This window comes from Pseudoduganella sp. UC29_71, assembly GCF_042693265.1.
GTDB lineage: Bacteria > Pseudomonadota > Gammaproteobacteria > Burkholderiales > Burkholderiaceae_D > Rugamonas.
In genome coordinates this window covers 6,568,409-6,588,346 of sequence record NZ_CP170549.1, presented here as the reverse complement: position 1 = coordinate 6,588,346, position 19,938 = coordinate 6,568,409, and the positions used below count along the sequence as shown (strand labels likewise).

At 65.4% G+C, this 19,938-nt stretch carries 17 protein-coding genes and 1 tRNA gene; 3 read left to right on the top strand and 15 right to left on the bottom strand.

Annotated elements, in window-relative coordinates; all coding sequences use genetic code 11:
* Positions 1-84: 84 nt before the first annotated feature.
* The 6 genes from ACFJI2_RS29440 to ACFJI2_RS29415 form a co-directional block, all read right to left on the bottom strand.
* On the bottom strand, positions 85-717 hold the full coding sequence (locus ACFJI2_RS29440; RefSeq protein ID WP_107870002.1) for a 50S ribosomal protein L25/general stress protein Ctc: 633 nt from the start codon (positions 715-717) through the stop codon (positions 85-87).
* Between the two features lie 147 nt (positions 718-864).
* On the bottom strand, positions 865-1,815 hold the full coding sequence (locus tag ACFJI2_RS29435) for a ribose-phosphate pyrophosphokinase (RefSeq protein WP_056404184.1): 951 nt from the start codon (positions 1,813-1,815) through the stop codon (positions 865-867).
* Positions 1,816-1,959: 144 nt separating this feature from the next.
* Positions 1,960-2,036: transfer RNA gene (locus tag ACFJI2_RS29430), tRNA-Gln, on the bottom strand.
* A gap of 77 nt (positions 2,037-2,113) precedes the next feature.
* Positions 2,114-2,989: a 4-(cytidine 5'-diphospho)-2-C-methyl-D-erythritol kinase gene (gene ispE, locus ACFJI2_RS29425; protein ID WP_377702989.1), complete on the bottom strand. Its 876-nt coding sequence runs from the start codon at positions 2,987-2,989 to the stop codon at positions 2,114-2,116.
* 33 nt (positions 2,990-3,022) lie between these two features.
* A complete protein-coding gene (locus ACFJI2_RS29420; RefSeq protein WP_107870000.1) occupies positions 3,023-3,679 on the bottom strand; it encodes an outer membrane lipoprotein LolB in 657 nt (218 codons plus the stop codon).
* The gene (locus ACFJI2_RS29415; protein ID WP_377702988.1) at positions 3,679-5,481 is read right to left on the bottom strand and encodes a tetratricopeptide repeat protein; all 1,803 of its coding nucleotides are present in this window, start codon (positions 5,479-5,481) and stop codon (positions 3,679-3,681) included. Before ACFJI2_RS29415 ends, ACFJI2_RS29420 begins: the two co-directional genes overlap by 1 nt.
* Before the next feature lie 96 nt (positions 5,482-5,577).
* On the opposite strand from ACFJI2_RS29415, the gene mutM reads away from it, so the two are divergent.
* The 3 genes from mutM (at position 5,578) to mutY (ending at position 9,604) form a co-directional block, all read left to right on the top strand.
* Entirely contained in the window at positions 5,578-6,420 is an 843-nt protein-coding gene (mutM, locus tag ACFJI2_RS29410) for a bifunctional DNA-formamidopyrimidine glycosylase/DNA-(apurinic or apyrimidinic site) lyase (RefSeq protein ID WP_377702987.1), read from the top strand.
* A gap of 9 nt (positions 6,421-6,429) precedes the next feature.
* Entirely contained in the window at positions 6,430-8,358 is a 1,929-nt protein-coding gene (locus tag ACFJI2_RS29405; protein ID WP_377702986.1) for a dynamin family protein, read from the top strand.
* Positions 8,359-8,452: 94 nt separating this feature from the next.
* A complete protein-coding gene (gene mutY, locus ACFJI2_RS29400) occupies positions 8,453-9,604 on the top strand; it encodes an A/G-specific adenine glycosylase (protein ID WP_377702985.1) in 1,152 nt (383 codons plus the stop codon).
* Here mutY and ACFJI2_RS29395 read toward each other — a convergent pair.
* The 9 genes from ACFJI2_RS29395 to ACFJI2_RS29355 form a co-directional block, all read right to left on the bottom strand.
* On the bottom strand, positions 9,601-9,834 hold the full coding sequence (locus ACFJI2_RS29395) for a hypothetical protein (RefSeq protein WP_377702984.1): 234 nt from the start codon (positions 9,832-9,834) through the stop codon (positions 9,601-9,603). The genes mutY and ACFJI2_RS29395 overlap by 4 nt on opposite strands.
* A gap of 85 nt (positions 9,835-9,919) precedes the next feature.
* Entirely contained in the window at positions 9,920-11,056 is a 1,137-nt protein-coding gene (locus ACFJI2_RS29390; RefSeq protein ID WP_377705926.1) for a deoxyguanosinetriphosphate triphosphohydrolase, read from the bottom strand.
* Positions 11,056-12,723 carry a bifunctional shikimate kinase/3-dehydroquinate synthase AroKB gene (aroKB, locus tag ACFJI2_RS29385; RefSeq protein WP_377702983.1) on the bottom strand — a complete coding sequence of 556 codons (1,668 nt, stop codon included), beginning with the start codon at positions 12,721-12,723 and terminating at the stop codon, positions 11,056-11,058. The genes ACFJI2_RS29390 and aroKB overlap by 1 nt, the downstream gene beginning before the upstream one ends.
* A 58-nt stretch (positions 12,724-12,781) precedes the next feature.
* Positions 12,782-14,722 (bottom strand): hypothetical protein, encoded by a 1,941-nt coding sequence (locus ACFJI2_RS29380; RefSeq protein ID WP_377702982.1) that lies wholly within the window; start codon positions 14,720-14,722, stop codon positions 12,782-12,784.
* A 41-nt stretch (positions 14,723-14,763) separates the two neighbouring features.
* Positions 14,764-16,959, bottom strand: a complete 2,196-nt coding sequence (gene pilQ / locus ACFJI2_RS29375; protein ID WP_377702981.1) for a type IV pilus secretin PilQ — start codon at positions 16,957-16,959, stop codon at positions 14,764-14,766.
* Positions 16,956-17,498 (bottom strand): pilus assembly protein PilP, encoded by a 543-nt coding sequence (locus ACFJI2_RS29370; RefSeq protein ID WP_377702980.1) that lies wholly within the window; start codon positions 17,496-17,498, stop codon positions 16,956-16,958. Before ACFJI2_RS29370 ends, pilQ begins: the two co-directional genes overlap by 4 nt.
* Positions 17,495-18,157, bottom strand: coding sequence for a type 4a pilus biogenesis protein PilO (locus ACFJI2_RS29365; protein ID WP_107869989.1), 663 nt, complete (start codon positions 18,155-18,157; stop codon positions 17,495-17,497). The genes ACFJI2_RS29370 and ACFJI2_RS29365 overlap by 4 nt, the downstream gene beginning before the upstream one ends.
* A 7-nt stretch (positions 18,158-18,164) precedes the next feature.
* Positions 18,165-18,809, bottom strand: a complete 645-nt coding sequence (locus ACFJI2_RS29360) for a PilN domain-containing protein (protein WP_377702979.1) — start codon at positions 18,807-18,809, stop codon at positions 18,165-18,167.
* Positions 18,809-19,888 carry a pilus assembly protein PilM gene (locus tag ACFJI2_RS29355; RefSeq protein WP_377702978.1) on the bottom strand — a complete coding sequence of 360 codons (1,080 nt, stop codon included), beginning with the start codon at positions 19,886-19,888 and terminating at the stop codon, positions 18,809-18,811. Before ACFJI2_RS29355 ends, ACFJI2_RS29360 begins: the two co-directional genes overlap by 1 nt.
* Positions 19,889-19,938: the final 50 nt, after the last annotated feature.

The window sequence follows — 19,938 nt, the reverse complement described above, 5'->3', positions numbered from 1 at the left end:
AAGCGGATGGACATAAGCTATTCTCGGGATGTAAAAAAACCCCGCGAGCGGGGTTTTTTATTTTACTGCATGGGAAGTAAAAGATTACTTCTTGCCTTTGGCTGGCTTGGCATCGGCGGCTGGAGCAGCAGCGGCTGCGGTCGCTTCAGCGGACACGTGGCCGGCTGGTACCGAAGCGGTGGCAACGGTCTGGTTCTTGCCGTGGGTCACAGCGGTCACGCCTTTTGGCAGGGCCAGGTCGGACACGTGGATCGAGTGGCCAACGTCGATGTTAGCCAGGTCAACGGTGATGAACTCAGGCAGTTCGCTGGCAACGCAGGAAACGTCCAGATCGGCGATCACGTGGCTGATGGTGGCGCCGTGCAGTTTGACTGCTGGCGATACGTCGGCGTTGATGAAGTGCAGGGCCACTTTCTTGTGCAGCTTGGTGTTGGCGTCAACGCGCTGGAAGTCAGCATGCAGTACCAGTTGCTTGTAAGCGTGCATCTGGAAGTCGCGCAGCAGAACTTGCTGGGTCTTGCCGTCGATTTCCAGGTCCAGGATGGACGAGTGGAACACTTCTTTTTTCAGCGCGTGGTACAGCGCGTTGTGGTCCAGGGAGATGGTGATCGGGGCTTCAGCGCCGCCGTACACGATGCCTGGGGTTTGGCCGGAAATACGCAGGCGGCGGCTCGCACCCGTGCCCTGCAGTTCGCGTTTGAATGCAACTACTTTCATTTGAGACTCCAATAATAAACAAGGCTCGCGCCCTGTTGTGAAGAAGCGCCCCGCGACCAGGGCGCTCCGGAAAAACAGCGGCGCAACCGGTCAAAAACCGGTCGCGCCGCCGCTAAAAACTGGGTGTTTTACCGAACTGAGTTGAACTTAGTCGATGAACAGGGAGATCACGGAATCGCCCTTGATGATGCGTTTGAACGTCTCGGCCAGCAGCGGTGCGCAGGTCAGCTGACGGATCTTGCCGCAGGCTTTGGCAGCCTCGGACAGCGGGATCGTGTCGGTGACGACCAGTTCATCCAGCGAGGAACCGGAAATGCGGTCGATCGCAGGGCCGGACAGCACGGCGTGGGTGCAATACGCCACCACTTTCTTGGCGCCGCGCTCTTTCAGTACTTCCGCTGCTTTGACCAGGGTGCCGGCGGTGTCCACCATGTCATCCATGATGACGCAGTTGCGGCCTTCGACTTCACCAATGATGTTCATCACTTCGGAAACGTTGGCTTTCGGACGGCGCTTGTCGATGATGGCCAGGTCGCAGCCCAGGCGTTTTGCCAGGGCGCGGGCACGGACCACGCCGCCAACGTCCGGCGACACGACCAGCAGGTCTTCGTTGTCCTTCTTCTGCAGGTCGCCCAGCAGGATAGGGGAAGCGTAGATGTTATCGACCGGAATATCGAAGAAGCCCTGGATCTGGTCTGCGTGCAGGTCCATGATCAGGACGCGCTCGACGCCGGCGCTTTCCAGCATGTTGGCCACCACTTTTGCCGAGATCGCAACACGCGCCGAACGTGGGCGGCGGTCCTGGCGGGCGTAGCCGAAATACGGGATGGCGGCAGTGATACGGCCAGCGGAGGCGCGTTTCAGTGCATCGACCATCAGAATCAGTTCCATCAGGCTATCGTTGGTCGGTGCGCAGGTCGATTGCAGCACGAACACGTCTTTACCACGAACGTTTTCGTTGATTTCGACCATGACTTCGCCGTCCGAGAATTTCGAGACGACTGCTTTGCCGAGAGGAATGCCGAGGTTTTTTGCGACTCCTTCAGCCAGCGCAGGATTAGCGTTGCCGGTAAAAACCATCAGGTTTTCGTAAGCCATGGGGAGTCCCAGAGAAGTAAGCGTTGATATCTTGATTGACTGCCGGACAAACCTCTATCCGGCGCTGCGTGCTTCGGCGCCGTGGGCACCTGTATTTTATCTTGACTGGACGCTGATGCATCGACAGACTCAAGAAAAATTAAGTGGCAGGGGAACAAGGATTCGAACCTTGGTATGCCGGAATCAAAATCCGGTGCCTTAACCAGCTTGGCGATTCCCCTGCTGAAACTTGCTGCTTGTCGTTACGACGGCGAGTATTATACTACCGAACTAACGAAAAGCAAAATCTTTTTTTCCATCACAACATTTCGAAGATCGGATGCTGCTTCAGCGCCCTGGCCTTCCAGGCAGTCCAGACACCCTGCGCTCTTTCGAGTACCGCATCGGCCTGGCCTTCATCTGCAAAGGCACAAAACACACAAGCACCGGAACCAGTCATCCTGGCATCTCCGTAAGCTCCCAGCCATTCTATCGCCTTTGCTACCGGCTCATATAATCTGGTTGCTACTTGTTGCAAATCATTCTTGCCAAACTGCTTCAAATCGTTTCGATTTTCGTAGTGGCTGGAAAAGTCCGCTATTATGATCGGCGCAGTGTTTCTTGTCAAATGCTCGGAGCAAAATATTTCCGCCGTGGGCACGGCCACGCCGGGCTCGATGACAACATACCAACAGTCCGGCGCGGCCACAGGCTGCAGCGCTTCCCCTACGCCTTCGGCAAACGCAGTCCGGCCGTAGATGAAGAACGGGATGTCCGCGCCCAGTGGCAGGCCCAGGTCCATCAGTTCCTGCTGGTCCAGGCCTGCGTTCCACAGCTTGTTCAGCGCCATCAGCGTGGTGGCCGCGTCGGACGAGCCGCCGCCCAGGCCGCCGCCCATGGGCAACACCTTCTCCACCGTGATGTCGGCGCCGTGCAGCACGCCGCTGCGGCGCTGCGCTTCGGCCTGCAGCAGCCTGGCCGCGCGGATCACGAGGTCCTGCTGCTCGGGCACGCCGGGGATGTCGTTGCTGCGGCGCAGCTCGCCGTCGCCGCGCACGCGGATGTGCAGCACGTCGCCGCGGTCGATCAGCTGGAAGGCGGTTTGCAGCATGTGGTAGCCGTCCGCGCGGCGGCCGGTCACGTGCAGGAACAGGTTCAGTTTGGCGGGGGCCGGCAGGTTCTTCAGTTCGGTCATGCGGTGACGATGTGCGTGATGATGTTTGTGTATTTATGTCTGCGGCGCATCGAGGACGATGCGGATGGACATGTCGTCGAGCTTGCCGATGGGGCCATGTTCGGCGTCGATGCGCTTGGGGCGCGCCGGCTCGCCGGGGGCGCCGTCCTGCCAGGAAACGTAGGTGATGCGCCAGCCGTCGGCAGTGGTGACGGTGCTGGCGCCAGGGCTGGCGACGAAGCGCTGGCCGGCGGCCGTGGTGGCGTAGCCCTGCAGCCATTCGCGCAGGCCGGCCACGGGCATGGTCCAGCCCAGCGTTTGCGCGCTCAATTCGGCGATGTCGGCGGCGCGGCGCGGCGGCTTGCCGCTCTCGGTGAGCACCGCTTCCTGCGGCGTGACGCTGATGGTGGCCACGGTCTGGTTCAGCGGCGGCGCGGTGATGGCGACGTCGGTGCGTTCAGGGCGCTGCTCCCAGGTGAAACGCACGTGGCTGGAATCCTGCTTGCCGTCCCGGCTGTAGGTGACGGACAGCTTGCCGGCCAGGTCCAGCGTGTCCCGGTACGGCGCCACGGCGGCGCCGGGGGCGGGCTGCACGGCGGCGGCACCGCTGCGGGACGCGCCGCCCAGGCTGGCGCAGCCGGACAGCAGTGCGCCCGCTATCACGCCCGTTATCATGATGGCGGCCGGTGCGCGCATGGCAAAGTTCCTCATCACAAACTCGTATTCAAGCGCGCCAGCGTGCTTTTCAGCGCGTCGTTCTGCGGGTCCTTGGCGCGCGCTTCGCGCCACAGCTTCTGCGCGCCGCCCTGGTCGCCCTGCGCCCACAGCACTTCGCCCAGGTGCACGGCGATTTCGGGGTCGTTGCGCAAGGTGTAGGCCTGGCGCAGCAGCGCCTCGGCTTCCTTCAGCCGGCCCATGCGGTACTGCACCCAGCCCATGCTGTCCATGATGAAGGGATCGTTGGGCGCCATCTGCATGGCCTTCTCCACCAGCGTGAATGCTTCGTCCAGGCGCAGGTTGCGGTCTGCCAGCGAGTAGCCCAGCGCGTTGTAGGCATGGTGGTTGTCCGGTGCGATCTCCATTACCTTGCGCAAGCTCGTTTCCATCAGCTCGACCTTGCCCAGCTTCTCGGCCGCCAGCGCGAAGTCGTACAGCAGGTCCGGGCTGTTCGGATAGCGCAGCACGCCGTCCTGCAGCACGGTGTAGGCTTCCAGGCTGCGGCCGGCATCGCGCAGCAGCTGGGCGTCGGTCTGCGCCACTTGCGCCAGCTCGGCCGGGTCTTCGCTCTTGATCTCGGTGAGCTGCTTGCGCGCGCCGTCCAGGTCGCCCATGCGCGCGGCCAGCTGGGCGCGCTTGAGCTTCACGGTCAGCAACAGGCGCGGTTCGCCGCCGTCGATCTTTTCCAGCCAGTCCTGGGCGGCGGCAAAGTCGCCGCGCTCCTCGGCGATCTGGGACAGGATCAGCAGCGCCTTGGTCGGGTCGCGCTCGTCGCCGCCCTCCTTGTCCACCACTTCCACGAAATGCTTGAAATAGCCCTCGGCGGCCACCGCGTCGTTGGCCTGCATGGACATGATGCCCAGCGCGTACAGCGTAGCCGGATTGTCGGGCTGGCTCTTAAGCAGGAACTGGAACTGCTCGCGCGCCTTGTCGTATTGTTTCTGCTCGACCAGCATGCGCGCGTACGCCGCGCGCACTTCGCGCGAGTTCGGGTATTTGGCGAGGAAGCCGGTCACCAGCCTGGTCACGGCGTCCGCGTCCGGCGTCACCTGCGCCATGGTCAGCAGGGCCAGTTCGGAATCGGGCTTGATGCGCATGGCTTGCTGCGCTTCCTTCGCGGCGCGCTCGGTGTCGTTGTTGGCGTAGGCGCCCTGCGCCAGCACCAGGTGCGCTTCCAGCGACTGGCCGTACGGTGCCAGCACGCGCTCCATCAGCGCAAAAGCGGCCGCCTTGTCCTTGGCGCGCAGCAGGAACTGCTGCATCTGGAACATGGCCAGGCCGCGCGAATTGGCAGGCGCGGCCTTCAGGCGTTGGGCGAACACCTGCTCGGCTTCGCTCAGGTCGTCGCCCAGCACGGAAAAGCCGAGGAAGTACTGCGCCGCCTCGTCCGATTCGGGCGCCAGTTCGCGCCACAGGCGGATGGCAGCCATCGCTTCGCCGCCCTGCTTGGCGGCCAGCGCCATTTCGGCCGAACGCTGGGCCAGGCGCGGGTCGCGCGTCTGCTGGGCCAGCACCATCATGGTCACGTAGGCGCTCTGCCACTGGCCGCGCTTGAAGTCCAGCTCGGCCTTGGTGAGCTTGTAGAACAGGTCGCTGGTCAGCTCGACGCTGGGCAGCGGCTCGGTGGCTTGCACGGCCGCTGCGGCGGCCACGGCCTGCATGGCGGGCGTATCCTGGGCTTCCGGCGCGGCCGGCGCCACGCCTGGCTGGCCGGTGGCGTCTGCCTGTTTTTGCGGCGCAACGGAGCAAGCGGAAAGCACTGCAGAGAGGGTTACAATGACGAGTGCGTTTTTCAAAGGATAGTCCTGATGGTCGGAAACTAACCCTGATTTTACGCCAACCCACCGCCATCGTCCGTTTGCAGGTGTAACGAAAGTTATTTAAAGCCATTCATGCCAGAATTACCAGAAGTCGAAGTCACCCGGCGCGGGGTCGCGCCCCATATCGAAGGCCGCACCGTGCGCGGCGTGGTGCTGCGCCGCAGCGGCCTGCGCTGGCCGTTCCCGGCCGGCCTGGAACAGGCGCTGGCCGGCCGCAAAGTGGCCGCCACCGGGCGGCGCGGCAAATACCTGCTGCTGCGCTTCGATAACGGCACGCTGATCATCCACCTCGGCATGTCCGGCCATCTGCGCGTGCTGCCGCCGGATATCCCGCCGCAAAAGCATGATCATTTTGATCTCATCGTGGACGCCGGCGCGGCCGGCGAAGCGGCGCAAGTGCTGCGCATGACCGATCCGCGCCGCTTCGGCGCAGTGCTGTGGCACGCCAGCGCGGACGGCGACCTGGAAGAACACCTGCTGCTGCGCGGCCTGGGCGTGGAGCCGCTGGAGGGCGCGTTCACCGGCGAACTGCTGCACCGCATGACGCGCACGCGCGGCGCGGCCATCAAGCAGGTGCTGCTGGCGGGCGATATCGTGGTGGGCGTGGGCAATATCTACTGCTCGGAGAGCCTGTTCCGGGCCGGCATCAACCCGAAGACGCCGGCCCGGCGCATCAGCCTGGCGCGCTACCAGAAGCTGGCGCAGGCCATCCGCGACGTGCTGGCCGAAGCCATTGTCCAGGGCGGCAGCACCTTGCGCGACTTTATCAGCGTGAATGGCCAGTCCGGCTATTTCCAGCAGAGCTATTTCGTCTATGATCGTACCGGCATGCCTTGCCGCGTGTGCGGCACGCCGGTGCGCCAGGTCAAGCAGGGGCAGCGTTCGACCTTCTATTGTGTGCAGTGCCAGAAATAAGAGGGAAGCATGGTCAGGGATCTTGAACAGTACAGTGCGTGGCGCCACGGCGTGGTGGTGGCGCTGCAGCAGTACCAGGCATGGCTGCACGGCGCCGAGCTGGCCGACGCCGCCACCGAGCAGCGCCTGGCGCGCACCCTGGCGCGGCTGGCCGACGACAAGCTGTCGGTGGCCTTCGTGGCGGAATTCTCGCGCGGCAAATCCGAACTGATCAACTCCATCTTCTTTGCCGACTACGGCCAGCGCATCCTGCCCTCGGCGGCCGGGCGCACCACCATGTGCCCCACCGAGCTGATGTACGACCCGGCGTGGCCGGCCTGCATCCGCCTGCTGCCGATCGAAACCCGGGCCGACAACCTGTCCACCAGCGACTACCGCGACAACGCCTCGGCCTGGACCATGCTGCCGCTGGACCTGGACTCGCCGGCCGCCATGCACGAGGTGTTCCGCCAGGTGAGCCTGACGCGCCACGTGAACGTGGAGGAAGCCAAGCGCTACGGCCTGTACGACGAGGACGACCCGGACATGCCGGTGACGCTGGACGACAATGGCTTGGTGGAAATCTCGCTGTGGCGCCACGCCATCATCAACTTCCCGCACCCGCTGCTCAAGCAGGGCCTGGTAATCCTCGATACGCCCGGGCTGAACGCCATCGGCACCGAGCCGGAGCTGACGCTGAACCTGATCCCGCACGCGCACGCCGTGCTGTTCATCCTGGCCGCCGACACCGGCGTGACCAAGAGCGACATCGAGGTGTGGCGCAAGCATATCGGCAACGGCGCCGGCCGCCTGGTGGTGCTGAACAAGATCGACAGCATGTGGGACGAGCTGCGCAGCGATGCCGAGGTCAACGCCGAGATCGCACGCCAGCAGGAGCATGCCGCGCACATGCTGGCCCTGGAACCGCGCCAGGTGTTCCCGGTATCGGCGCAGAAGGCGCTGGTGGGCAAGATCAACAACGACGCGGCACTGCTGGACAAGAGCCGCTTAGGCTTGCTGGAGAAGGCGCTGTTCAACGAGCTGATTCCGGCCAAGAAGGACATCATCCGCAAGCAGCTGGCGCGCGAGCTGGGCACGCTGAGCGGGGCGCAGCAGGCGCTGGTGGGTGCGCGCATGCGCGGCATCATGGAGCAGCTGCACGAGCTGAAAAGCCTGCGCGGCAAGAACCAGAGCGTGGTGGCGCACATGATGCGCCGCATCGATGTGGAGAAGAAGGAATTCGACAGCAGCCTGTTCAAGCTGCAGGCCACGCGCGCGGTGTTCACGCGGCTGTCCACCGAGCTGTACACCAGCCTGGGCATGGACATCCTGCGCGACCATGTGCTGGGCGTGCGCGCCGCCATGGACCGCAGCCGCTTTTCCACCGGCATGCGCGAGGCGGTGAAGGTATTCTTCGACGAGATCAAGCGCGACCTGCAGGCCTCGGAGCAGAAGACCACCGAGATCCGCGAGATGATGGAAGTGATGTACCGTAAATTCTCCAGCGAGCACGGGCTGACCCTGGCGCCGCCGATGGCGTTTTCGCTGGAGCGCTACCGCGACGAAATTGCCGACATCGAGGAGGTCTATGACGCGCAGTTCGGCACCGTGACCTTGCTGGTGACCAGCCGGGTGGTGCTGATGGAGCGTTTCTTCGACTCCATCGCCTCGGCCGTGAAGCGCTGCTTCAAGGCGGCCAACGCGGACGCGGAGGCGTGGCTGAAGGTGATCATGGCGCCGCTGGAGGCGCAGATCCGCCAGCACAAGGCCCAGCTCAAGCACCGCCTGGCGTCGATCCAGCGCATCCATGATGCGACCGACAGCCTGGAGCAGAAGATCGAGGCGTTCGAGCGCAGCCAGGCCGAGCTGGAGCAGCTCAAGGCGCGGTTGACTGAATTGTCGGGCAATATCAGCATTGCCATCAATGCGGAGTATGTGGCGCTGGACGCGGCCGCGTAATGGCGGGTTACGCTGCGCTAACCCGCCCTACCTGCCCTACCCGCTCGCGCATTGTCCGCGCATTGTCGTAATTCGCCGCAACACAAGGAACCGAATGAAACGCTTGACCCATCCGCTGGCGCCCGAAGGCGCGGCGGACTATACCGATCCGACTTTTTCCGCCGACCTGATCGCCTGGCAGCAGCAGCACGGCCGCCACACGCTGCCGTGGCAGAACACACGCGACGCCTACCTGGTGTGGCTGTCCGAAATCATGCTGCAGCAGACCCAGGTGTCCGCCGTGCTGGGCTACTACGCGCGCTTCCTGGAGCGCTTCCCTACCCTGCGTTCGCTGGCCGAGGCGCCGGTGGAGGACGTGATGGCGCAGTGGAGCGGCCTGGGCTACTACACCCGCGCGCGCAACCTGCACAAGTGCGCGCAGCGCGTGCTGGCCGAATACGGCGGCGTATTCCCTTCCGACCCGGCGCTGCTGGCCGGGCTGCCCGGCATCGGGCGCTCGACGGCGGCCGCCATCGCGGCCTTCTCCAGCGGCGCGCGCGCGGCCATCATGGACGGCAACGTCAAGCGCGTGTTCGCGCGCGTGTTCGGCATCGACGCGTATCCGGGCGAGAAGAAGGTGGAGCAAGCGATGTGGCTGCGCGCCGAGGCGCTGCTGCCGGAACAGGGCATCGAAGCCTACACGCAGGGCCTGATGGACATGGGCGCCACCTTGTGCACGCGCAGCAGCCCGGACTGCGGCCGCTGCCCGATGCAGCCGCGCTGCGTGGCCTACGCCACCGGCCGCGTGAAAGACCTGCCGGTGCGCAAGCCGAAGAAGGCCTCGCCTGAAAAGCACGCCACCATGCTGGTGATTATCGACCAGGGCCAGGTGCTGCTGGAACAGCGGCCGTCCACCGGCATCTGGGGCGGCCTGCTGTCGCTGCCCGAGCTGGACGGCCACACCCTGGCCGAGGACGACGACATTCCGCCGGCCGACGAAGCGGCGCTGCTGGCTGCGGTCAATGTGTTCGGGGAGATGGAGTCGCACGAGCGGCTGATGACGGTGACGCATGTGTTCACGCACTACAAGCTGCACATCGCGCCGCTGCTGGTGACGCTGGCGCGCCGCGCCCCGTTCGCCGCCGATGGCCGCCACGTCTGGCTGGACGCGGCCCGCGTGGCCGACGCCGCCCTGCCCGCCCCCATCAAGAAGCTGCTGCTGGAACTGCTGGGCGACAGCGCCGCCGCGCAGGCGCGCATGTTCTAGTTGAGTAATTTGGCAACCGTCAGCGTGGCACTGAACGTCACCAGCGACATGGCAGTTGCAGTGCCGACAAACCATTTGATCAGGCGCTTTGCCAGCGCCTCCAGGTCTGCCTTGGTGGCGTAGCTGGAGCGTATCACCGCGACATCGATTTCCAGCGAACGCAGCCGGAGTTCGATCTCGCCGAGGCGGCGATCGACATCAGTGAACCGCTCCTTGGTCTCGTCGTCCATGGCGCACCTCCATCCCGTCATGATGCGCCGCGCGGGAGCCGACATCAAGCGAGCCGCGCGCGGTGCTTGAGACGCGTCAACGGCGCTACAGTTCCTCGAGCGAGAACAGGCGGCGGTGTTCGCGGATGGCGTAGCGGTCGGTCATGCCGGCGATGTAGTCGGCGATCTTGCGCGCCTGCGCGGTGGCGTCGCCGGAGGCGTCCACGTAGTCGGGCGGCAGCAGCACCGGGTCGGCCATGAAGGCCTGGAACAAGTCGCGCAGGATGCGGCTGGCTTTCACGCGCATGCGGTTGACCTTGTAATGCCGGTACAGATTGGCGCGCAGGAAGCGCTTGAGCTCGGTGGCATCCTTGCGCATCTGGTCCGAGAAGCGTATCAGCGGCGGCGCGTGGCGCACGTCGTCCAGGTTCTTCGGCGCCGCGTCCAGCAGCAGCTGGCCGGAGGTGGCCAGCAAATCGTCGGCCAGCGCGGTGATCAGGCGGCGCAGGGTCTCGTAGATGGCGCGCCGCCCGCTCAGGCCGGGATGCACGCGCTGCACGTCATGCCACAGGCGGGCGAAGAAATCGACCTGCTCCAGCTGCTCTATCGTGATCAGCCCGGAACGCAGGCCGTCGTCGATGTCGTGGCTGTTGTAGGCGATCTCGTCGGCCAGGTTGGTCAGCTGCGCCTCCAGCGACGGCTGGGTGCGGTCGATGAAGCGCTGCGCCACCGGCCCCAGCAATTTGGCATTGGCCAGCGAGCAGTGCTTGAGTATGCCTTCGCGCGTTTCGAACATCAGGTTCAGGCCGTCGAAGGCGCCGTACTGTTCTTCCAGCGTATCGACCACGCGCAGGCTTTGCAGGTTGTGCTCGAAGCCGCCATGCTCCTGCATGCATTCGTTGAGCACGTCCTGGCCCACGTGGCCGAAGGGCGTGTGGCCCAGGTCGTGCGCCAGCGCCACGGCCTCCACCAGGTCCTCGTTCAGGCGCAGGTTGCGCGCCAGCGAGCGGCCCACTTGCGCCACTTCCAGGCTGTGCGTCAGGCGGGTGCGGAACAGGTCGCCCTCGTGGTTGAGGAAGACCTGGGTCTTGTACTCCAGGCGGCGGAAAGCCGTCGAATGGATGATGCGGTCGCGGTCGCGCTGGTACTGGCTGCGCGAGGCGTGCGGGGTTTCCGGGTAGCGGCGCCCCACGCCCTGGTCCGAATGCACGGCGTACGGGGCGAGGTGGGCTTCGCTGCTCATCATTGCGTCTGGACGCAGGCGGCCAGGGTTTCCAGCAGCAGCTCCTGCGGCGCGTTGGTGATGCTGGGGCTGCCGAGCGGCTTCAGCAGGATGAACTTGATGGCGCCGCCTTCGTTCTTCTTGTCCACCTCCATCAGCTCCAGCCAGCGCGCCGTGCCCAGGTCCGGCGCCACGGTGGGCAGGCCGGCGGCGGCCACCAGCTTGCGCACGCGCGCGACGGTTGCCTCGTCCACCAGGCCCATGCGGCGCGACAGGTCGGCCGCCATCACCATGCCGCAGCCGACGGCTTCGCCGTGCAGCCAGTTGCCGTAGCCCAGGCCGTTTTCGATGGCGTGGCCGAAGGTGTGGCCGAAATTGAGGATGGCGCGCAGGCCGCCCTCGCGCTCATCCTGGCGCACCACGTCGGCCTTGATTTCGCACGAGCGGGCGATGGCGTAGGCCAGCGCGCCCTTGTCGCGCGCCACCAGCAGGCCGATGTTCGCTTCAATCCAGTCGAAAAACTCGGCGTCGATGATGGCGCCATGCTTGATCACCTCGGCCAGGCCGGCCGACAGTTCGCGGTCCGGCAAGGTTTCCAGGGTGGAGGTGTCGGCGATGACCACGCGCGGCTGGTAGAACGCGCCTATCATGTTCTTGCCGAGCGGGTGGTTGATGCCGGTCTTGCCGCCGACCGAGGAATCGACCTGGCTCAGCAAGGTGGTCGGCACTTGGATAAAGTCCACGCCGCGCATATAGCTGGCGGCCGCGTAGCCGGTCAGGTCGCCGATCACGCCGCCGCCCAGCGCCAGCAGGGTGGTCTTGCGATCCGCCTTGGCAGCCAGCAGGGTGTCGAACACCGTCATCAGGCTGTCCCAGGTCTTGTACTCTTCACCGTCCGGCAGGATGATCTCGATGACCTGCTTGCCGTGCGCCTGCAGCGCGCTGCGCACCGTGTCCAGGTAGAGCGGCGCGACGGTGGTGTTGGTGACGATGGCGACCTTGCTGCCGGCGACGTGGCGCGCCAGCAGCGCGCCGTCGGCCAGCAGCGACGGTCCGATGGAAATGGGGTAGCTGCGCTCGCCCAGCTCGACGTTCAGGAGGATGGTGGTTTGTTCGTTCATCGATGGTTGTGCCGTGGTGACACAGTTGGGCGCAGCCTGGCAAGCCAGCGCGTCCAGCTGGTTCAGAATTGAGTGAACCATCGATTGTACGTTAGGTCGGCCGGTATCGACGATGATGTGGGCCATTTCCTCGTACAGCGGCTCGCGCTGGGTCATCAGTTCTTCCAGCTTCTTGCGCGGGTCGGCCGTCTGCAGCAGGGGGCGGTTCTTGTCGTGGGCGGTGCGGGCCAGGATGCTGTTGATGCTTGCGCGCAGGTAAATCACGGTGCCGCGCTCGCGCAGCAGGGCGCGGCTGTCGGGATTGAGGATGGCGCCGCCGCCGGTGGCCAGCACCAGGCCTTGCTGGGCGGTCAGTTCACGGATTACCTCGGCTTCGCGGCGGCGGAAGCTCTGCTCGCCCTCGATTTCGAAGATCCACGGGATGGAGGCGCCGGTCCGGGCCTCGATCTCGTGGTCCGAGTCAACAAAGGTCAGACCCAGCTTGCGGGCAAGGATGCGGCCTATGGTGGTCTTTCCCGCCCCCATCAGTCCGACCAGAAAAATATTACTGCCGTTAGTATCAGCCACTAGTGATCCAATTTTCAGTTAAGCGGCGCCGGCCTGGGCCGGCGCCGCAGCCGCCTCCTTACGGGCAGCTGAACCGCAGTTTAAACGGATAACTGGTTACATTGTTGCGCGGCGTGGTGATAGTGACGTTGAAAGTTGCATTTAATGGCGTCAGGCAAGGTTTTGGCTGCACGCTGCCCACGGTGACCACGTGCGAGGAACCCACGCGGATGGTGTTGCTGTCGATGCCGGTGCCGGCGAACACGTTCAGCACCGCAGCCGGCGACACGCCGGTGGCGGCCGCATTGACCGGGTTGGAAATGTCCACCCGGGTGCCGGCCGGCATCGGGTTGTTGTTGATGTCGTTCAGCTGCAGGGTGAACACGCGCGAATCGTTGGCGCCCACGGTGCCCAGGTCGAACTCGCCGCCGTTCAGGCGGACCGGGGTCGGGCTGGCGGTGTCGGAGAACCACACGTTGTCGGCGAAGCTGCCGCTCAGGAAGATGCCGGTCTTGGCGAACAGGGTGTTGACGCCGTCGGTGGTGCTGGCGCAGATGGTGGCCAGGCCGGTGCGGGTGCTGTCCGGGCTGACGGCGGCGCTGCTGCCGGTGTTGCACGGCGTGACCGGGAAGTTGGGCGACGCGGTGCGCGGGTTCTGGGTGCGGAAGTCCACCGAGCAGCCGCCGTTGACGGTGTTGCAGGCGCCCTTGCTGGACGAGCCGATCGACGCCAGGTTGCTCTGGAATACCACCGGCAGGCCGTCCGGCACCGGGTTGCCGGCCTGGTCGGCGACCAGGATGCTGACCGTCGTGGCCGGGGTGACCGGGCCGCTGTCGAAGGTCCAGCCTTCCACGTTCGGGCTGCCCACGCTCAGCGAGAAGGCTTGCTGCACCGGCTTGCCGGTGGTGACCACGATGGAGTCCGAAATGGTGGACACGGTGGGGTTGGCCGCCAGGGTGGCGGTGATGCGGAACGAAGTCGGCGTGCTGCCCGAATTGACGGTGGTGATCACTTCGCCGTTCGCATCGGTGCTGTCGCTGGCCTTGTTGATGGTCACATCCACGCCGGCGGCCTTGCTGAAGTTGACCTGCTGGGCAGCCAGCGGCTTGCCGAAGATGTCCACCACCTTGAACGTCAGGGTGGCCGTTTCGGTACGGCCGAAGCCGCCTTCGCCCTTGATGACGATGGACTGGCTGACCGGGGTGGCGCCGACGAACTGCACCGAGGCGGCCGACGGGCTGGCCACGGTCAGCGTGGCGCTGGCGGTGGCCGGGGTGGCCGCGCCGCTGTTCAGCGTGGCGGTGATGACGTCGTTGTTGCCGCAGCCCTGGTCGCGGAACACCACTTGCGCGGTGCCGTTGCTGGTGGGCGCGGTGGCTGCCAGCGTGGCCTTGCCGGCGGTGGCGCAGGCCGACGTGAAGTTGACCGTCATTTGCTGCTCGGTGTACTTGGCGGTGCCGCTCAGCACGTCAACCGAGATGACCGACGAGCCGTAGGCGCCGATGGAAGCCGGCGACAGGCGCAGGCTGCTCAGCGTGATCGAGGTGGCGCCCACGCTGTAGTTGGCGTCCGCCGACACTGCGGTGCCGCCCACGGTGCTGGAGGCGGTGACGGTGCCGGCGCCGCTGACGACCAGGCTGGCCGGGCGCATGGTGACGGTGGCCACGCCGTTGGCGTCGGTCAGGGTGGTGCCGGCCGATGGCGAGAACACCACCAGCGGCGTGCCGCCCGGCGCGGCGTTGGAGGCGAAGGTGACCAGCGCGTTCGGCACCACTTTGCCGTCCTTGTCCTTGACGGTGGCGCGCGCGGTCAGCGGCGCCACGCTGCTCAGCGTATTGCTGGCCGTGCCGGCGCTATTGACCAGGGTTACGGAAATGGTGGGCGCCTGGACCACGGGATTGGTGGTACCGCCACCGCCGCCCCCGCCCGTACTGCCGGGGTTGCCGCCGCCGCCGCCACAGGCGGCCAGCAGGCCCGATACCAGCGCCAGGGCCAGCCATTGCTTCATTTTTTTCATCATGCTGTTTTCCGTTGTAATCATAAATAATCTCAATGGCAACATTATCGGGCCGAAAGGCGTTCTGCGACTATCTTCGGCGTGATAAAGACCAGCAACTCCGTCTTGTCGTTGGTGCGCGTGTCGCTGCGGAACAGATAGCCCAGCACCGGCACGTCGCCCAGCAGCGGCACCTTGCTCACGGTGTTGCGCTCGATCTGCTGGTAGATGCCGCCCAGCACCACGGTGCCGCCGTTGTCCACCATGACCTGGGTTTTCACGTGCTTGGTGTCGATGGCGAAGCCGGCCCGGGTCTCCTGGCCCACGCTGTCCTTGTTCACGTCCACGTCGATCACCACGTTGCCGTCCGGCGTGATCTGCGGCGTCACTTCCAGCCGCAGGTTGGCCTTGCGGAACACGATGGAAGTGGCGCCGCTGCTGGTGGCCACCTGGTAAGGCAGCTCCAGGCCCTGCTCGATGATGGCCACCGCCTTGTCGGCCGTCACCACGCGCGGGCTGGACACGATCTTGCCGGTGCCGTCCGCCTCCAGCGCCGACAGTTCCAGGTTCAGGAAGCGGTTGGCGGCCGAGGAGAACAGGCTGATGGCCAGGCTGCCGGCGGCGGCGCCGTTGATGGGCGCGGCCGGCAGGTTGACGAACTGCGAATTGTTGAACGCGTCGGCCGTGCTGCCCACGCCGACCTGGCCGGTGGTCTGGCCGACGCCGGTCAGGTTGCCGCCGATGCCGATGCGGGTATTGCCGCCGCCCAGCTGGTAGCCCGAGTCGCCGCCGCGGATGGTGCGCAGGTCGGCAAAGCCCAGCTTGGCGCCCAGGTTGCGCGTGAAGGAGTCGCTGGCCTCGACGATGCGGGCCTCGATCAGCACCTGCTTGGAGGCGATGTCGGTCTTGGCGATCAGCTTGCGGATGTCCTCCAGCTTGGAGGCGATGTCGGTGACGAACAGCTGGTTGGTGCGTGGCTCGATGATGGCGCTGCCGCGGCGCGACAGCACGCGGTTCTTGGAATCGGCGCCGCCGTCCAGGCCGAACACGGTCTTGAACGATTCAGCCTTCTGGTAGTTGAGCTGGAAGATTTCCGACTTCAGCGGTTCCAGGTCGGCGATCTGCGCGCGCTGCTCCAGCTCCAGCTTTTCCTTGGTCAGCAATTCTTCCTTGGGCGCGATCCACAGCACCGAGCCGTTCTTGCGCATGTCCAGGCCCTTGGCCTGCAGCACCACGTCCAGCGCCTGGTCCCACGGCACTTCCTTCAGGCGCAGGGTCAGGTTGCCGGCCACGCTGTCGCTGGTGATGATGTTCAGGCCCGAGATGTCGGCAATGGCCTGCAGCGCCGCGCGCACTTCCACGTTCTGGAAGTTGAACGACAGCTTTTCGCCGCGGTAGCCCTGGGTGCCCTGGGTCAGCTTGTTCGGGTCTTCCTTGATCGGCTTGACGTCCACCACCAGCTGGGTGTCGCTCTGGTATACGCTCTGTTCCCACAGGCCCTTGGCCTCGATGGTCATGCGCACATTGTCGCCCTGCGGCACGGTGGTGATCTGCGACACGGGGGTGCCGAAGTCGGTCACGTCCAGGCGGCGGCGCAGCGATTCGGGCATGCCGGTCTTGAGGAAGTCCACCACCACGCCGGCGGCGGTGGGACGCACGTCGACCGCCACCTGGCTGTTCGGGAGGTCCACCACCACGCGGCCTTCGCCGTTGGCGCCGCGCCGGAAGTCCAGGTCGCGCAACTGCTGCTTGCCGGCCGGTGCCGCCGCGCCCTGGGCCGCCTGCGCCGGCTTCACCGGCAGGCCCTTGGCATCCACCGCCGTGGCCACGCCGCCGGAACCGTCGATGGTGAGGATGACGGCATTGCCGTCGATGGCGGTGGCGTAGTTCAGGCTGCGCTTCAGGTTGAACACCAGGCGCGAGCGTTCGCCGGCCTGTACCACGTTCACGCTGCGCAGCTCGCCCTGGTTGATCTCCTGGGTGGTCTTGCCGGTGGCGTTGACGGTGGCGCCGAAGTCCAGCGCGATGCGCGGCGGGTTGGTGATGGCGAAGCCGATCGGCAGTTTTTCCGGCGCGTTCTTCAGCGCGATCTTGACGATCACGTTGGCGCCCTGCTGGTTGCTGGTGATGGACTCGATGGCGTTGCCCGGCTGGGCGTGGGCGCGGCCCGGCGCCAGCACGGCGCAGCACAGCGCCAGCAGCGGCAGGAACGCGGCGGCGCCGAGCGCCTGTCGGAACGCGGAAATATTCAGGCGGTTCATTTTTGGCTCTCCTTGCTTTCCTGCAGTTCCAGCTTAGACATGCGCTCGACCCAGTCGCCGGTGGCGTCCTGGACGATTTCCTTGACGCTGACGGCGTCCTCGGTGATGCCGGTGATCAGGCCGAAGTTCTGGCCCACGTGCTGGCCGGCGCGCACCTGGTACACCGATTTATCCACTTGCAGCAGGGCATACATCACCCTGGCCTTTTCCATCGTGCCCACCATCTTGACGGTGTCGAGCGGGAAGGTTTCCAGGAACTCCTTGCGGCGGTCCATGTCCGGTTTCAGGCCGCCGCCCGGCTTGCGGTCCAACCGCGCCAACTCGGCCAGCAGCTTGTTGGCGCTGAAGGGGTCGATTTCCTCCTGCGAAGCGTAGGCAAAGGGAATGAACGTCTTGGGCGGGCTGATGGGCGTGACCGCCACATGGGCCGAGCTGTCCACCTGCTTCATCCAGGTGCGCACTTCCTGCACGTCGCTGTCGCCGCAGCCGGCCAGCGCCAGCAGGGCCGCCAGGGTGGCGATGAGATGGCGCTTGCTCATTTTTTGGCCGCCTTTTTCTTGTCGGCGGCGGCCTTGCGTTGCGCCGCCACTTCGTCGGGATCGAGGTAGCGGAACGTCTTGGCCACCGCGTCCAGGGTCAGGTTGCCGTCCTTGCCGGCCGTCAGGCCCATATTGTTCAGCGTGACGATGCGCGGCAGGTTGGCCATGTCGCTGGCGAAGGCGCCGATGTCGTGGTAGTTGCCGGACACCTTGATGTCGATCGGCAGTTCGGCGTAGTAATCCCGCACCACCACCTGGCCCGGCTTGAACAGCTCGAACTGCAGGCCGCGCCCCAGGCCGGCCTGGTTGATATCCGACAGCAGCGCGGCCATTTCAGCCTTGCTCGGCAGCTGCTTCTGCAGCCGCTCCACGTACTGGTCCACCTGCTGCTTCTGGGCGCGCAGCGCGTCCAGGTTGACCGCCTGGCTGGTCTTGACCGTGTATTCGTTGCGCAGCTTCTGCTCTTCGGCCGCCAGCGCATCCTGGGTTTCGAACTGGCTGCTCCAGTAGGCAAAGTAGCCCAGCACCGACACCGCCACCACCACGCCCACCGCGCACAGCAGGCGCGGCGCCAGCGGCCACTGGCCGGGATGGCGGCCGTTCAGCCCGCGGAACTGGTCCGCCAGCGCGGCGCCTGCTTCTTTCAGATCTATCGCCATGTGCGCCTCAGTGGTTGGCCGCAGCCGTTGCAACGGCGTCGGGCTTGGGGGCGGCCTTGCCGTCCGGTTTGCCGTCGGCCGGCTTGTCCTTGTCGCGCGGCCGCTTGATGCTGACGATCATGTTGAATTCCACCACTTTCTTGGCGGTCTTGCCTTGGCCCAGGCCGGTGGACTTGACTTCGATCAGGTCCGGCTTCTCCAGCCACGGCGACACGCCGGCCACGTTGCGCAGCAGCTCGGAGACGCGCTCCTGCGACTGCGCATAGCCCAGCAGCGTGACCTTCTGGCCGTCCTGCCTGAAGGATTTCAGGTACACGCCCGGCGGGGTCTGCTTGACCAGTTCGTCCAGCAGGTAGACCGGCTGGTTGCGGTCGCCCTGCAAGTCTTCCACGGCCTGCTGGCGCGCCTTCAGCGCCTGGATTTCCTGCTTCAGCGTGGCGATCTCGGCGATCTTCTTGTCCAGCACCACGATGGCATCCTTGAGCACCTTGTTGCGCTGTTCCTGGATGGAGATGGCGCGCGCGTTGTAGCCGCCCACCGCCAGCACGACGGCCGCGCCGATCAGCGCGCCCAGCACCAGCAGCGCGTAGAACGCCGACTTCTTTTGCTTGCGCCTGGCCTCGCGGTGCGGCAGCAGATTGATATGGATCATCAGCCAAACCTCCGCATGGCCAGGCCGCAGGCAACCAGGTAGGCCGGCGCCTCGGCGCGCAAGGCTTGCTCACGCACGCCCGGTCCCAGCTGCATGCCCTTGAACGGCGAAATGACGGCGCTGGAAATCTTGCTGCGCGCGGCCACGATGTCCAGCAGGCCGGGAATCAGCGCGCAGCCGCCGGCCAGGAACAGCTGGTCGACCCGCGTGTAGGGCGTGGACGTATAGAAGAACTGGATGGCGCGCGTGACTTCCAGCGCGGCGCTTTCCAGGAAGGGCGTGAGGATCTCGGCGGTGTAATTGTCCGGCAGTTCGCCGGACTTCTTGCGCGTTTCAGCCTCGTCGAAGGACATGCCGTAGTGGCGCACGATTTCCTGGGTCAGCGTATTGCCGCCGAAAGGCTGCTCGCGCTCGTAAATGGTGGCGCCGTCGAGCAGCACCGAGATATGCGTGACCTGGGCGCCGATCTGGAACAGCGCCACGATCTGGCCGGCGCCGCCTTCCGGCAGCTGCACCAGGATGCGGTCCAGCGCGGCGCGCGCGGCATAGGATTCCACGTCCATCACGGTGGCCTTCAGGCCGGACGCTTCGGCTATCGCCACGCGGTCTTCCACTTTCTCGCGGCGCGAGGCGGCCAGCATCACTTCGATGTCGTCGGGGGAATTGGGGGCCGGGCCGATCACGTCGAAGTCCAGGCTGACCTCGTCCAGCGCGAACGGGATGTACTGGCTGGCTTCGGACTCCACCTGCACTTCCAGCTGGTCTTCGGCCATGCCGGCCGGCAGTACGATCTTCTTGGTGATGACGGACGCGGGCGGCATGCCGAGCGCGGCCAGCTTGGCGCGCGTGCCGCTTTTCTTCCACACGCGGCGCAGCGCATCGACCACCTGCTCCATGTTCTCTATATTGCCGTCCACCACGGCGCCGCGCGGCAGCGGTTCGGCGGCGTAGCGCTCCAGCCGCCAGCCTTCCTTGCCCGCCTGCGACAGTTCCACCAGCCGCACGCTGGAAGTGCTGATGTCCACGCCAATCAACGGCGGATTGCCGCCGCCGAACAGGGTACCGAGATCCAGGTTCATATGGCAACACCTGTGGTTGAATGCATAAGGGAACTCGTTTGAAAACCAGC

Coding starts and splice junctions, on each gene's coding strand:
- ACFJI2_RS29355 (WP_377702978.1), bottom strand. CDS start 19,888: ATGAACCTGGATCTCGGTACCCTGTTCGGCGGCGGCAATCCGCCGTTG.
- ACFJI2_RS29390 (WP_377705926.1), bottom strand. CDS start 11,056: ATGAGCAGCGAAGCCCACCTCGCCCCGTACGCCGTGCATTCGGACCAG.
- ACFJI2_RS29395 (WP_377702984.1), bottom strand. CDS start 9,834: ATGGACGACGAGACCAAGGAGCGGTTCACTGATGTCGATCGCCGCCTC.
- ispE (WP_377702989.1), bottom strand. CDS start 2,989: ATGACCGAACTGAAGAACCTGCCGGCCCCCGCCAAACTGAACCTGTTC.
- mutY (WP_377702985.1), top strand. CDS start 8,453: ATGAAACGCTTGACCCATCCGCTGGCGCCCGAAGGCGCGGCGGACTAT.
- ACFJI2_RS29360 (WP_377702979.1), bottom strand. CDS start 18,809: ATGATCCATATCAATCTGCTGCCGCACCGCGAGGCCAGGCGCAAGCAA.
- ACFJI2_RS29370 (WP_377702980.1), bottom strand. CDS start 17,498: ATGAGCAAGCGCCATCTCATCGCCACCCTGGCGGCCCTGCTGGCGCTG.
- ACFJI2_RS29405 (WP_377702986.1), top strand. CDS start 6,430: ATGGTCAGGGATCTTGAACAGTACAGTGCGTGGCGCCACGGCGTGGTG.
- ACFJI2_RS29440 (WP_107870002.1), bottom strand. CDS start 717: ATGAAAGTAGTTGCATTCAAACGCGAACTGCAGGGCACGGGTGCGAGC.
- ACFJI2_RS29380 (WP_377702982.1), bottom strand. CDS start 14,722: ATGATGAAAAAAATGAAGCAATGGCTGGCCCTGGCGCTGGTATCGGGC.
- ACFJI2_RS29420 (WP_107870000.1), bottom strand. CDS start 3,679: ATGAGGAACTTTGCCATGCGCGCACCGGCCGCCATCATGATAACGGGC.
- ACFJI2_RS29365 (WP_107869989.1), bottom strand. CDS start 18,157: ATGGCGATAGATCTGAAAGAAGCAGGCGCCGCGCTGGCGGACCAGTTC.
- mutM (WP_377702987.1), top strand. CDS start 5,578: ATGCCAGAATTACCAGAAGTCGAAGTCACCCGGCGCGGGGTCGCGCCC.
- pilQ (WP_377702981.1), bottom strand. CDS start 16,959: ATGAACCGCCTGAATATTTCCGCGTTCCGACAGGCGCTCGGCGCCGCC.
- ACFJI2_RS29435 (WP_056404184.1), bottom strand. CDS start 1,815: ATGGCTTACGAAAACCTGATGGTTTTTACCGGCAACGCTAATCCTGCG.